This window comes from Paenibacillus sp. FSL R7-0333 (genome assembly GCF_038000365.1).
GTDB classification, from domain to species: Bacteria; Bacillota; Bacilli; order Paenibacillales; family Paenibacillaceae; genus Paenibacillus_AQ; species Paenibacillus_AQ silagei.
This window is the reverse complement of sequence record NZ_JBBOBZ010000001.1, coordinates 5,476,930-5,490,001: the sequence shown is the minus strand read 5'-3', so window position 1 is coordinate 5,490,001 and position 13,072 is coordinate 5,476,930. Positions and strand designations below refer to the sequence as shown.

The 13,072-nt window shown below is 51.4% G+C and carries 12 protein-coding genes; 7 read left to right on the top strand and 5 right to left on the bottom strand.

Annotation, left to right across the window (positions count from 1 at the left end; translation table 11 throughout):
* The first annotated feature begins 18 nt into the window (after window positions 1–18).
* Window positions 19–945 (top strand): ABC transporter ATP-binding protein, encoded by a 927-nt coding sequence (locus MKY86_RS23180; RefSeq protein ID WP_076082097.1) that lies wholly within the window; start codon window positions 19–21, stop codon window positions 943–945.
* Window positions 938–1,702, top strand: a complete 765-nt coding sequence (locus MKY86_RS23175; protein ID WP_076082095.1) for an ABC transporter permease — start codon at window positions 938–940, stop codon at window positions 1,700–1,702. Before MKY86_RS23180 ends, MKY86_RS23175 begins: the two co-directional genes overlap by 8 nt.
* Before the next feature lie 22 nt (window positions 1,703–1,724).
* Here the strand turns inward: MKY86_RS23175 and MKY86_RS23170 are convergent, their stop codons facing one another.
* The 4 genes from MKY86_RS23170 to nrdI all read right to left on the bottom strand — a co-directional run bounded on the left by MKY86_RS23170 (window position 1,725) and on the right by nrdI (window position 6,407).
* Window positions 1,725–2,504: an alpha/beta fold hydrolase gene (locus MKY86_RS23170; protein ID WP_076082092.1), complete on the bottom strand. Its 780-nt coding sequence runs from the start codon at window positions 2,502–2,504 to the stop codon at window positions 1,725–1,727.
* A 476-nt stretch (window positions 2,505–2,980) separates the two neighbouring features.
* On the bottom strand, window positions 2,981–3,940 hold the full coding sequence (gene nrdF, locus MKY86_RS23165) for a class 1b ribonucleoside-diphosphate reductase subunit beta (RefSeq protein WP_076082090.1): 960 nt from the start codon (window positions 3,938–3,940) through the stop codon (window positions 2,981–2,983).
* A 36-nt stretch (window positions 3,941–3,976) separates the two neighbouring features.
* Window positions 3,977–6,061 carry a class 1b ribonucleoside-diphosphate reductase subunit alpha gene (gene nrdE, locus MKY86_RS23160; protein ID WP_076082078.1) on the bottom strand — a complete coding sequence of 695 codons (2,085 nt, stop codon included), beginning with the start codon at window positions 6,059–6,061 and terminating at the stop codon, window positions 3,977–3,979.
* The gene (nrdI, locus tag MKY86_RS23155) at window positions 6,048–6,407 is read right to left on the bottom strand and encodes a class Ib ribonucleoside-diphosphate reductase assembly flavoprotein NrdI (protein ID WP_076082075.1); all 360 of its coding nucleotides are present in this window, start codon (window positions 6,405–6,407) and stop codon (window positions 6,048–6,050) included. The genes nrdE and nrdI overlap by 14 nt, the downstream gene beginning before the upstream one ends.
* A gap of 615 nt (window positions 6,408–7,022) precedes the next feature.
* Between nrdI and MKY86_RS23150 the strand changes: the two genes are divergently transcribed.
* The 5 genes from MKY86_RS23150 to MKY86_RS23130 all read left to right on the top strand — a co-directional run bounded on the left by MKY86_RS23150 (window position 7,023) and on the right by MKY86_RS23130 (window position 11,324).
* Window positions 7,023–7,559: an RNA polymerase sigma factor gene (locus MKY86_RS23150; RefSeq protein ID WP_076082073.1), complete on the top strand. Its 537-nt coding sequence runs from the start codon at window positions 7,023–7,025 to the stop codon at window positions 7,557–7,559.
* Entirely contained in the window at window positions 7,556–8,710 is a 1,155-nt protein-coding gene (locus MKY86_RS23145) for a hypothetical protein (RefSeq protein ID WP_076082071.1), read from the top strand. Before MKY86_RS23150 ends, MKY86_RS23145 begins: the two co-directional genes overlap by 4 nt.
* A gap of 192 nt (window positions 8,711–8,902) precedes the next feature.
* On the top strand, window positions 8,903–9,928 hold the full coding sequence (locus MKY86_RS23140) for a LacI family DNA-binding transcriptional regulator (protein ID WP_076082069.1): 1,026 nt from the start codon (window positions 8,903–8,905) through the stop codon (window positions 9,926–9,928).
* 206 nt (window positions 9,929–10,134) lie between these two features.
* Window positions 10,135–10,452, top strand: coding sequence for a transposase (locus MKY86_RS23135; protein ID WP_076086950.1), 318 nt, complete (start codon window positions 10,135–10,137; stop codon window positions 10,450–10,452).
* Between the two features lie 11 nt (window positions 10,453–10,463).
* The gene (locus MKY86_RS23130) at window positions 10,464–11,324 is read left to right on the top strand and encodes an IS3 family transposase (RefSeq protein WP_340827831.1); all 861 of its coding nucleotides are present in this window, start codon (window positions 10,464–10,466) and stop codon (window positions 11,322–11,324) included.
* Window positions 11,325–11,783: 459 nt separating this feature from the next.
* Here MKY86_RS23130 and MKY86_RS23125 read toward each other — a convergent pair whose 3' ends face one another.
* Entirely contained in the window at window positions 11,784–12,737 is a 954-nt protein-coding gene (locus tag MKY86_RS23125) for a sugar kinase (RefSeq protein ID WP_076082622.1), read from the bottom strand.
* Between the last annotated feature and the right edge of the window lie 335 nt (window positions 12,738–13,072).

Here is a 13,072-nt window from a genome sequence, read left to right as displayed (position 1 = left end):
GGTAAGGAGGTGGCAGACATGACAGATTGCATTATTGAACTATGCGGACTGACCAAGATGTACCAATCGAAAGCGGCAGTACGGAATGCCAATCTCAAAATCTACAGAGGAGAGATTGTCGGCATCATCGGTAAGAACGGGGCGGGCAAATCGACCCTGCTCAAAATGATCAGCGGACACGTGTATCCAACCTCGGGAGAGCTGCATTTTTTCAACCGTGCGGCGGCGGGAGACCAGTCTTTTTTCGAGCGGATGGGGGTGCTGATTGAACAGCCCGGGTTATACCCGAACATCTCGGCCTATGAGAACCTGAAGCTGCTCGCCATCGCATATGGTCTAAGTGACAGGGTTACCACGATAGAGAAATTGCTGAGGCTCGTAGGACTGGACCCTAAGAATGCCGCCAAAGTCAAAAGCTATTCCATGGGCATGAAGCAGCGGCTGGGGATCGCGGTGGCCTTGCTTGGAAGTCCCGATGTGCTGATTCTGGATGAGCCGATTAACGGGCTTGATCCGCAGGGGATTGTAGAGATCAGGGAGCTCATCCTGGAGCTGAACGCAGCGGGTCTGACGATTCTGATCTCCAGCCACATTCTGGAGGAGCTCTCCAAAATCGCCACCAAGTATGCCATTATCCATCAGGGTGAATTCGCCGAGGTCATCTCCAAGGAAGAATTACAGCAGCGCTGTGAGGAACGGATCGAGATTAGCGTGGAGGAAGCCAGGGAGGCTCTCCCGGTGCTGGAGCGCGAGCTGAAGATTACACAATATAAAGTGGTGGACAGCCGTACGGTGTATGTATACGACGAGCATATCCGCATCCGGCAGATCGTCCAGGAGCTGGCGCAACATGGGATAATGGTAGATTCCATCTCAAGACATAAGCAGAGCCTGGAGCAGTATTTCCTGGAACGCACGGAAAGTGCAGGTGAACGCCATGATTAATCTGTTCAAAATGGACTCTTACCGCTTCACGCGAAACAAGATTATGTACTTGCTGCTGCTTTTGTTCTGTGCCTTTCAGATCTTCGGCATCTATATGATGAAGCAATACGCGCAGCCTGTGGAGGAAGGCGGTGTTCAGATCGGAAATTTAACGGAGATAGACTTCATCCAGTACACGATCTCACAGCCGCCTTCCTGGATGCTGATCTATATCGCCGTATTCACGATCTATTTCTATATGAGCGAATGGAATTCCGGCTTCCACAAGAATTATATCTCCATGAGACAGGCAAGAATCCACTCCGTCTTCTCCAAAATGGCGATTCTCGCCCTATTCGTGGCCATGCTGTTCCTGACACTGTTAATTGCGGATGGGATCGGGAGAAGGATGTTTTTTGACCAGACGGATATGGGGGAGCCAGGCACGCTCATTACTCTGCTGGCCAGCCAATTCTTGCTGCACTGGGCGTTCTCCCTGCTTGTTCTCTGCATTGCTATGATGACTAAGAACTTGCTCATCAGCTTGAGCGCCGGCTTCGTTCTGGCCCTGAATGTGATCGGGATGGTACTGGGGGCGCTGGAGAATCAGTTCACAGGCACTCATCTGACGCAATATCTGCTGATCAACACGCTCGTACGGGTCAAGGATCTAGGCAGCACGGCTGACCTTATTCATACATTCGGAGTAGCGGTTGCAGCGATTCTAATACTAAGCTATCTTGCTGTCCGCTACAAAATCAGGGAGGATCTGAACTAGCTTCACTTCGCGCCTGAGGGAATCAGATTCTTCTGCATTCCCCGGGCAGCTCCCCGCCCTGAATCCATGCCTCGACCAGCTTATTGAACAGCTCTGGCTTCGCCAGAGAGAGGCCATGTCCCATCAGGGGAATCACCACGCTCATGCAGCGGGGATTCACAGCTACAAGGTCCCGGGCGGATTGCTTCATGACAGATTTCTCACGTTCACCTACAGTAACCAGTATCTTGCCTGTGGCCTCACTGAACCCGGCTGGAATGCGGAACGACATATTCTCTTCCAGCACCCGGATCAGCGTCTTCAGTTCCATCTGCCGGCTCTCTTCAACATACCGTTCCAGGTACTCCTCGCCCAGATAGAGCGTCTTAGCCTGTAGCTTCGCGAACCATCTGTACTTAATCAGCGGAAAAGACAGTCTGACCGCCGGCCCGATCAGCTTGCTGGCGGAGGGAATGGGCCGCACTAACGCGCTGTTGATGATGGCATAATCGATCAGCTCCGGTCTTAACCCCAGCATCTGAACCAACACCTGTGCGCCCAGCGAGAAGCCGGTGACAACGATCTTTCGTCCCTGAGCCCGCTCCTCAATGAGCAACAGAAGCTCCTCCGCACTGCTGCGGATCGTGAACTCCGTATCCTCCCGGCTGAACCCGTGCCCCGGCAGGTCCGGGACCAGACAATGATACCCGGCGAACGCCGCCACCTGCTTCTCCCACATCCACCCGCTCACGCCCCCGCCATGCAGGAAGACCATCAGACAAGCCCCATCCGGGTCTCCGTACTCCTGAATATGTATCGCCATCCCGTTACACCTCTTTCTTGTAAAATAGCCACTCCTACTCCTACGTCCCAGTAACAATATGGTCTCATAAGTAGAACCGGCTTTGTCTTCCTTTTCGGGACGGTACCGTTTCAGTGAAAAGTGAAGCTTGGGTTTCGATGTTTATTCAGAACCTTTGAGGGAACTGAAAAGGTGTATCACAAAAAAAGCCCCGGCAGCTTGTCCAAGCGACCGGGTACTTATTCTGCATACAATCCAATAAATTGAACTTGTCAATTACAAATAAAGGGTGAGTGGTGGAAGGGAATTTTGGAACTGTAGGAGCGATAGCGTCCGCCTGAAAGCTTTCCGTAGGAAAGCTCGCATCGGAAGCATATGCTTGGTTTGGATTTCTACCGCGAACAGCGGTATAAAATCAGGAAATCCAAACCTAACAGCGGCCGGAAGTCCAAAACTTCTCTGGAGCCACGACTATCCCGGAATCGGAATGTACAAGTTTAAAACTTAAAATCTACATCCCGCAAAGGCTCAACATTCATCGCCCGCACATACCCATTCCCCTTCTTCGAGAAGAAGTCATGCTGCTTCGTGTGGGTGCTGATTCCGTTCTGGACGATCGGGTTAATCTCTTCCTCATCGAACAGCGGATCATGGCCGAGGTTCATCATCGCCTTATTGGCATTGTAGCGCAGGAAGGTCTTCACTTCCTCCACCAGACCGATCGGTGCGTAGATCTGCTCGGTGTATTGCTCCTCGTTCGCGTGGAGCAGACGCAGCAGGCCAACCAGGGTCTCGTAGACATCGCTCTGGTCTTCTTCGGACAGCTCCTCAAAAATCTCCTGGGCCAGCACGCCGACATAGACGCCGTGGATGCTCTCATCACGCAGGATCAGGTCGATGATCTCGCCGCTGCAGGTCATTTTGCCTTGTCCGGCCAGATAGAGCGGGTAGAAGAAGCCGCTATAGAACAGGTAGCTCTCCAGCAGAACCGATGCGGACATCGCCAGATAGAGGTCTTTCTTGGTCTCAATCTTTTGATAATACTCCGAGATCGTCTGGGCCTTGAACTGCAGGAACGTATTGTCCTCCACCCAGCGGAAAATCCCGTCAATCTGCTCGGTGGAAGCCAGTGTGGTGAAAATGCTGCTGTACGACTTCGCATGAATCTGCTCCATCATGCCCATGAAGCCGAGGACCGCCTTGCGCTGCAAGCCGTCCACATGCTCCATAATCTGTGGCATCCCTACACCGCCCTGGATCGTATCCAGCAGGGTCAGTCCGCCCAGCACCTTCATATAAGAGTCCTTTTCAATCTCACTCAGCGTGAGCCAGGACATTTTGTCATCGGATAATGGAATTTCGTCGTCGGTCCAGAACTGCATAATATTCTGGTTCCAGAACATCAGCGAGAAATCGTCGTCGGGACGGTTCCAGTTCACGGCTTGGATTGCGCTCATAATCGTATATTCTCCCTTTCTGTACCTGTGCCCCTCTTAGATGGAGCAGGCCAGGCATTCCTCGACAGACAATTTGTTGGTCCGGGTGTAGTACAGGGATTTCAGCCCTTTGTGCGCCGCATACAGGTAAGAGCGGGCCAGCTCACGGGTTGTAACATCACTGTTCACATGGAGAACCGTTGAGATACCCTGGTCGATATGAGGCTGAATCTCCGCAATCAGATCAATCACCTTGAACTGGTCCATCTGGTAGGCGGATTTATAGTAGAACACATTGTCCGGACGCAGGTAAGGCATCGGATAGTAGGTGGTCGAGTTAGCATACGTGCGGGTTTCGATCTGCTCTACAATCGGCATGACGCTGGAGGTCGCATTCTGGATGTACGAGATGCTTGCGGTCGGCGCAATTGCCAGACGGTAAGCATGGTACAGGCCGTGCTTCATCACCTTGTCACGCAGCTGCTTCCAGTCCTCAGTTGTAGGAATGTAGATCCCTTCGAAGAGTTCCTGGGCTTTTGCCGTAACCGGACGGTAGTCTGTAGTTATATAACGGTCGAAATACACGCCGCTGGCATAGTCGGACTGCTCGAATCCATAGAAGGTCTCGCCAGTCTCAGCGGCAATCTCCATACTTTTCTCAATCGAGTGATAGTTCATGGTCATGAAGAAGGTGCGTGCGAAATCACGGGCCTGCTCACTCTCATAAGCCACCTTGTTCTTGGCGAAATAGCCGTGCAGGTTCATTACACCCAGACCTACGGAGTGCATTTCTTTGTTCGCCTTAGCCACGCCTGGAGCGTTGGAGACAGTTGTCATATCGCTGACAGCCGTCAGTGCCAGCATGCCCTCATGTACCGATTCACGGATCTTGCCGTGCTCCATCACGTTCACAATGTTGAGGGAAGCCAGGTTGCAGCTGATATCGCGGCGGATCTCGTCCTGCTGACCGTAGTCGTTAATCTCTGAAGTCTCCTGCAATTGGAAAATCTCGGTGCACAGGTTGGACATCTTGATCTGGCCCACATTACGCAGGGCATGGGCGTTATTGGCATTACTCTTGTTCATAATATACGGATAGCCCGATTCAAGCTGGATCATGGCGATCTTGGTCAACATGTCGCGTGCGCTCATCGCGATTCTTTTCTTCACGCGCGGATCGGCAAGCAGGGTATCATACATGACGTCCAGATCCATGTCATCCAGATGCGTACCGTACGCCTGGTAGACCGTGTAAGGAGCGAACACATGCAGCGGCTGATTATCCTGTGCGAGCTTGTAGAAGCGGTTAGGCACGATCAGGCCGATAGACAACGTCTTCAGGCGTGTCCGTTCGTCGGCGTTAATCTTCTTGCTGTCCAGGAACTCCAGTACATCCCAGCCAAAAATATTATAATAAGCCGCCCCCGAACCCTTACGCTGACCCATCTGGTCCGCATAGGAGAAGCCGTCTTCCATGAGCTTCAGGACAGGCATGATGCCTTTGGCCGCATCCTCGACACCTTTAATCGTCTCGCCGCGCGAGCGCAGCTTGGACAGATTGACGGCAACGCCGCCCCCGATTTTCGACAGCTGCATGCAGGTGTTCAGCACATAGTTGATCGAATTGAGTGAGTCGTCCATTTCCAGCAGGAAGCAGGAGACCATCTCGCCGCGGCGGCTTTTACCGGCATTAAGGAAGGTTGGTGTCGCCGGCTGCAGGCGCTGTTCCATCATCGAGCGGGCCAGTGTACGGGCAGTCTCTACGTTACCCCGTCCCAGATGCAGAGCCACTACCGCTACGCGGTCCGGATAATGCTCCAGGTACTGCTTACGGTCATTGCTTTTGACGGCATAGTCGGTATAGAACTTGGAAGCCGCCATATAGGAAGGGAAGCGGAAATTATATTCATGGGCGATCCGGTAGACATCCTCCATCTCAGCAGCGGAGTAGCGGTCGTACAGGTCCTCGTAGTAGTCATTGGCAATCATATAATCAATCTTGGCTTTCGTATCCGTGAAGGTCAGGCTACGCCGCTCCACATCCTGCATGAACTCGGCTACTGCTTCCTGGTCCTTATCCAATTGGAAAAAGCCGCTTTCGTCTCTCTTCATCAACATGTTGTTCAATTCAATATGCCGCAACCCGGTCCACCTCCTGTTTTATGCGCTGTACATCCCCGAAGGTTCCCGACAATTCAAACTTGCCGACCACCGGTACGTTGTAACGCTGTGCAATTAAGTCTGCGCTGTGCGCGTATAGCTCACCCCAGTTTTTGTTGCCGCTCGCGGCGATGCCTTTGAGCCTGGAATGGTTTCGTTCAAGGAATGTTGACACCTTCGCTGGAATCTGTCCAAATCCGGTAGTGTATGTAACAAGCACGTAAGGCTCGTCGATCGTCATATGCTCTTCGATTTGAACCGCCGGAAGCTTCAGTTTATTAATGAATCTTCTGACGTTGCCGGTCTTGGAATCGTAAGCAATCAACATGGCTCCTAACCTCCTATAACATGTTGCCCATTCTACAGCTCTTTCTACTTGACAAATGAACTTGGGCGAAATCACTAGATTTATGGGCTTAGCTCTTATATACACTATATTTAGTAATGCTTAATCATTTTATATACCATATATTGAAAAGTCAAGAGACAGACAGACTTCTGCGTCCCCTCAAAACAGAGCTTAAAACCGCCAATCCCACGCCCCGCCTGCATTCTATTCTCTTATAATTAATTAGTATTTTTTTTAAGCAATTTGCGGGGCTGCGGAATGGTGCAGACAGGGGCTTGCGGGAAGGGGAAACGGCTGTGATTTTTGAAAGCGTTTAGCCTTCGGGGGATCTGGATTTCATTGCACTTCGTACATTAGATGCTCCTTAAATTCAGGAGGAAATCAGCTCTGTTGTATTTTGTACACTTGATTTCAGCTAACAGGGGCTAATGGAGCAGATTCTTCAAATTCTAATGCAGGAAATGCAATAGAATGGAGATTAACGGAAAATATCGGCAATTCTATTGCAGAAAGTGCAATCCGCATATTCAGTTTTACAATAACAGGGAACCATATCCGCCGGCAGGAGTCTTATTAGGTGAGAGGGGAGAGAACATGCAGAGTAAAGAACTAACGTATAGCATGACCTGTGCCTCATCGGTATCGCTTCGCGAGATGATGGAGACCTACGGCCAGGACGTATGGAATTATGCTTTTTTCTTAACCCGCAGCCGGGAGCAGGCGAATGATATCAGCCAGGAGGTATTCCTTAAGGCCTACAAGAGCATGAGCAAGTACCGGGGGCAGTCCACTCTGAAAACCTGGCTGCTCACCATTACCCGCAACACCGCGTTCAGCTTACGGCGCAATAGCTTCTGGCGGAGGTTCGTTCCTCTGGGCAGCCATCAGGATAAGGGAGGCGCCTTGTCCGCAGAACAAGAGGCTATCGGCAATCAGTACGCGAACCGCATCTGGGAGATCATTATGGAGCTGCCGGACAAGTACCGGGAGGTGCTGGTGCTGGACATTCAGCAGGATCTGTCAGTCGCTGAGCTGTCCGCGCTGCTTGGGATTGCGCAGGGAACGGTCAAATCCAGGCTCGGGCGGGCCAGAATGAAAGTGAGAGCAGCGATGAAGGAGGAAGACCTGTGAAGACAAGACAAGAGCTTGAACAAGTGAAGGTGATGAGCGGGGAGAAGGATTGGTATAAGCAAGCCGGGCGGAACCCGCTTACAGAGCCGGGATTCACGCCACAGCTCATGGCGCGGATTGAAGAGGCTGCCCATGAATCCTCTAATCATCGTACAAGCGGCCGCCGCTTCAGCCGTATGACCGCTCTCGGCGGACTGGCAGCCATCCTGCTGCTTGGCGCGCTGGTCTGGCCGTTTGGCCCAGGGGCCGGGCTTGATCCGGCAGGGAGGCTGGCAGCGGTCTTTAAGCCTGGCTCGGGAGCGGCTGTGGTTACGCCGTCGGCATCTCCTTCGGCTACGCAGAACGCAGCTTCACCCGCATCGCCGCAAGCCTACAACCCGCCGGTTGGTTCTGCAGAGTTTGAGCTTGGCGGAAGGAAGTATTACATGCCCTTATCGCTGGACAGAGACAAGACGCGTGCGCGTGCTGTTGAGACTAACGCCGGGATTGTCTGGTCGCCGCCGCCGCCGATGGTCAATTACAGCAAGCCCAAATATACCCATCCTACGGAACCTTACACATTGTATCTGTCTCCAAAGGGGCAGTCTGAGCTATCTGAAGCAACGGCAAAACGGATCTATACCTTACCGCTTTATGCTGGCGGCTCGCAGCGTTATTATGAACTTACGGGGATCTGTGACGGAGGGGACTATGTAGTGCTGGGTATCGGAACGATCACTTTGGGTAAAGGGGTAGGAATGACACCTGAAAAGTTATCCGTTTTGAATTTAAAAGCAGCCGCAGCTGGAGAAACAGTAGCCCCGCAGGAACTGCTGGATTTAAGCAGTTTAGGTGACAAATATTCCTTGTACAGATCCTTTATTGCTTTTGATAAATATAATAGTGAGATGCTGCTTGTATATTACAGTGATGATAAAAAGAATGGTTTTGACGTTCATGGCAGTCTGTACGATATTGCTACTGGAGCGATACAGAATATAAGCAGCAAAATCGGCATCGACGTTCAAGGTCAGCAGCAGACAGCTATTTATGAAGTGAACGGTAAGAAGCGGAAAGCGGATATCGTCTTGCTCCTCGGCCAGCAGTGGTATTATGAATGGTTTTATCAGGAACACGGACAGCAGATTGATCCCGCTAAGACAGGGAAGTGAGCGTTCAGTGTTTGCAGCATCTAATAGAGGAATCCTGGTGAGGCTACGGGGTTCTCTTTTTCTGTCTGCTGCTTCATTCCATTCCCTATAGATAATTTACTAAAAAAAAGCTATACTTTTTGATAATATCTCTAAGTAAACGTGATTTGTGTTTACTTCTGGAGTTCGATATCGAAGAGTGGAGCGGGATCAATGAAGAAGCTGACTATTGAGGATGTGGCTAAGAAAGCGGGCGTATCGAAAAGCACAGTCTCGCAATTTTTAAATAAACGGTTCAAGTATATGAGTGAGGCGACCAAAAACCGCATTGCCGAGGTTATCGATGAGTTGAATTACCAGCCCAACGGGCTTGCCCGCAGTCTCAAGCAGAACCGCACGCATATGGTTGGCATTATTGTAGCCAATATTGATTATTCGCTATCCATCCAGTGTATCCGGGCGATCGAGAATGAGCTGCAGCGCCATGGGATTCAGGTGATCATCTGCAACTCGGACGAGAATGCCGATAAGGAGAATACTTATGTGGAGACGTTGGTCGCCCGTCAGGTGGATGGCCTGATTATTTTTCCGGCGGGAGATCAGCCTACGCCTTACACTAGATTAATTGAAGCGGAATATCCGCTGGTCTTCATGGACCGGCTGGTTGACGGGATCACGACCCAGAGCCTGCTGCTGGATAACGAGATGGCGGTGAAGACCGCTATCCGGGAGCTGACCGGCCACGGCCATGAAGCGATTGCTATTCTATCCCTGCCGCTTGGCGTACATGCGATTACCCCGCGCAAGGAGCGAATGAGCGGGTACAAAAAAGCGATGGAGGAAGCGGGTCTGCCGCTGCTGGGTTCGTATATGCGAAGTGTGTCACGCGAAGACATCGCATCTGCACTGGACGAGCTGCTACAGCTTCCCGAGCCTCCAACAGCGCTGCTTGCCGCCAATGATCTGGTGCTGGGCGAAATTCTTAAATATGCGAACCGCAATGCCATTGCGATCCCCGGCCAGTTGTCGGTCATCGGCATCGACGATGCCGAATTCGCCCGGATCTATAATCCTGATATTACAACGATCCGCCAGCCGGCTTACGAGATGGGGATGCAGGCGGCGAAGATCATGCTCTCTTTGATCAACGATGCGGACAGCGCGATGCCCATCACCTACAGGTTCCCGCCTTCCTTGCAGCAGGGGGAGTCGGTGCAGCCGCCGGCTAAGCCGGAATAGAGCAGGTCGGGGCGGCGAAAGGTCCATCGTGGTGACAACATATAGGAAATCTGCTCAGGAATCCACGGCTTTACGGACCCAGGGAACGTTATTGTGCGGAAAAGAAGGGTTTTGTAAGTTTTACGGACTCAGTGCAATTAGAATAAAAAGTGGACGCCACGTTAAGAGACACTGGATAATAGGCTTAACGAAGGAAGGTGTCCAATGTGGGGGAACGACGGCAACGATACAATGAAGAATTCAAGAAGCAGACGGTGAAATATGTGCAGGAGCAGACCAAGAGTATTGGGGATATCTGTGAGGAGCTGAATATCCCCAAGAGTACGATTCACCAATGGATCTCTCAGTACCGCCAATTCGACCAGGAGGCCATTCACCACCCGGAGAAAATGCGTCAGATCGAACAGACGCTTAAGGATGCCGAAGCGGAGAATCACCGCAAAGAACGTGAAATCGAGGACCTGAAAGAAGAGCTGGCCATTCTAAAAAAGGCGCTGCACATCTTCAGCAAAGAAAAGAACTAAGGTTCCAGTTTATCGAAGATCACCGCTCGGATTTTCGATTGGAGAAGATGTGCAAGGTCCTCAAGGTATCCCGAAGCGGGTACTACAAATGGCGTACGGCAGAGCAGCCGGTACGACTCGAGCGAAAAGAGAAGCTGATTCAGCGTATTCGGTGGTATCACCAGGATTCAGGGGGCACCTACGGCAGCCCAAGGATTCATCGGGAACTCCAAAGGGAGGGCTGGAAGGTCTCCGAGCGTACCGTCGGCCTCTTCATGCGCGAGCAAGGGATACGTTCGTGTATGGCCCGTAAATACCGGGTCACGACCACGGACTCGAATCACGATCTGCCGATTGCGCCCAATGAACTCCAGCAAGACTTTTCGGCCACAAGGCCAAATGAAAAATGGGTGGCCGATATTACGTACATTCCGTGTCGTCAAGGCAAACTCTATTTGGCGAGTATTCTGGACCTGTATACGAAACAGATTGTCGGGTGGAAGCTCAGTGACCGGATGACCACGGATCTGGTTCTAGGCGCCCTCCAGCAGGCCTACAAGGCGAAAAAGCCTGGGAAGGACCTGATACACCACTCCGACCGAGGATCTCAGTATGCCTCCAAGGACTACCGGAAACAGCTCCAAACCTATCGCATGAAAGCGAGTATGAGCCGCAGGGGCAACTGCTACGATAATGCTTGTATAGAAGCGTTCCACAGCATTCTGAAGCGCGAGTTGATCTACAGTCATCCGAAGTTTAAAACCAAGGAAGAGGCCTACCAAAAGCTATACTGGTATTTGGAGTTGTTTTACAACCGCAAGCGTTCCAACAGTACTCTGGGATACATGTCGCCAGTGCGTTTTGAGCAACTTTACTACCAGACAGTCGTTTAATTGGCGTCCACTTTATTGACAGAAGAGCACAGGAGCCGTTAAATTGCTATTTAGGGCGCTGGATGGCACGAAAAGTGCGGCTTAACGTCATCTGAGTCCGTTAGGCTTGCTATAGTTTAGCAATTCCCCAAATAACGGCTCTCCAGTCCGTAAGTCTATAGTTTGAGAGCAGGATTATGTACATTGAGCAAGACTATGTACTCTGCCGCGCGAACTGCTGGGAATGACGACTTGCCGGTTCGCAGGAACAATGCTCGGATGAAACTGACTTATCGTAACTGAGCTGTAACTGAGCCATAACCATGCTGTACTACCTGCAATTCAGCCACACCTTTCTCACGCTACATATGCAAAAGGGTGTCCCAGCCGTCTGCCGGCTCAGGGACACCCTTTTTGCTGTGCTAATGTGTGTTCATGCTGAAGCCTGGCGCTGCCGGCAGCAGAGCACCTGCTCATTGGCTATACGCCTGCGCTCATGAACTCCTCCAGCTGGGCGCGGGTGGGAAGGCCGTCCATATCGCCAGGCGACATCACGGCGAGTGCGCCGATCGCATTGCCGCGCTTCACGGCTTCTGCTACGCTGAGCTTCTCCAGCATGGCGCTGATCACCCCAACCGCGAAGCCGTCTCCGGCGCCGACTGTATCGACAACCTGCTCGACCTTGAAGCCGTCCACATAACCCTCTTCACCCGTGGAGGTCTTGTAGTAAGCGCCCTCAGGACCGAGCTTAATCACTACAAGAGATACGCCGCGCTCCAGATAGTACCCGGCAATCTCCTCCGGAGTCTCAAGACCGGTGAGAATCTTACCTTCTCCGTGTCCGGGCAGGAACCAGTCGCAGCGGGTAGCCAGATCGTTGATCGTATTAACCATAGTTTCGGTGTCTGGCCACAGGGTCGGGCGCAGATTCGGGTCCAGTGATACGGTCTTGCCGCGCTGCTTCATGAACTCCATGGCATGCAGCGAGAACTCGTGACACGAAGCCGAGAGTGCGGAAGAGATGCTGGTCACATGCAGATGGCCTGCGGAAGCGAAGTAATCTTCATCGAAGTCGGCGAGACTCAGCTTGGAGGCGGCGGAATTTTTGCGGAAATATTCCACCTTGGGATCTCCAGTGAGTACCTTGGATTTGATCAGCATGCCCGTGGAGAATTCCTTGGTCGTTGTGATGCTCGCGGTATCGATCTTCTCCTTGTTCAGCGCCGAGGTGATGAACTGGCCAAAGTTGTCTTCGCCAAGCTTGGTCACATAACCGGTCAGATGCTCCAGGCGTGATAATCCGGTGGCTACATTACTCTCCGCACCTGCCAGCGCCTTGGAGAAGGAAGTGACCTCATGCAAGGGGCCGGCTTCATTGGCGTAGAACATGGCCATCGGCTCCCCGAAGGTGACTGCATCCAGCTGTTTATTCATGAATAGTTCCTCCTAAAATGAACACGTTATTATGGTTTGGAATAGAATATAAGTTGAAATTATCACATAAAACGGTTTTGTACAATATAGCAATGCTCATTCTGCGGGCTTATTTTGTAAAGGAAACAGGGGAAGACATTCGTTTGTCCTTGTTACATAAGCGTTTTTGAATATTTTCGAAGGATTGATAACGCTTCTTGAATAAATATATATTGACTGTTAGCGGCAATGTTATTACTATTTTCTTAGAAGGATAAAGCCTGATGTTAGTAAAATAGATAAATTAGTTTATCTAAATTATTATTCTTATGAATATATAACCAGAGAGGAAGTAA

What these genes read in the sequence shown, in the direction of transcription:
- MKY86_RS23180 (WP_076082097.1), top strand. Translation starts at nt 19, where the DNA reads ATGACAGATTGCATTATTGAACTATGCGGACTGACCAAGATGTACCAA.
- MKY86_RS23175 (WP_076082095.1), top strand. Translation starts at nt 938, where the DNA reads ATGATTAATCTGTTCAAAATGGACTCTTACCGCTTCACGCGAAACAAG.
- MKY86_RS23170 (WP_076082092.1), bottom strand. Translation starts at nt 2,504, where the DNA reads ATGGCGATACATATTCAGGAGTACGGAGACCCGGATGGGGCTTGTCTG.
- nrdF (WP_076082090.1), bottom strand. Translation starts at nt 3,940, where the DNA reads ATGAGCGCAATCCAAGCCGTGAACTGGAACCGTCCCGACGACGATTTC.
- nrdI (WP_076082075.1), bottom strand. Translation starts at nt 6,407, where the DNA reads ATGTTGATTGCTTACGATTCCAAGACCGGCAACGTCAGAAGATTCATT.
- MKY86_RS23150 (WP_076082073.1), top strand. Translation starts at nt 7,023, where the DNA reads ATGCAGAGTAAAGAACTAACGTATAGCATGACCTGTGCCTCATCGGTA.
- MKY86_RS23140 (WP_076082069.1), top strand. Translation starts at nt 8,903, where the DNA reads ATGAAGAAGCTGACTATTGAGGATGTGGCTAAGAAAGCGGGCGTATCG.
- MKY86_RS23125 (WP_076082622.1), bottom strand. Translation starts at nt 12,737, where the DNA reads ATGAATAAACAGCTGGATGCAGTCACCTTCGGGGAGCCGATGGCCATG.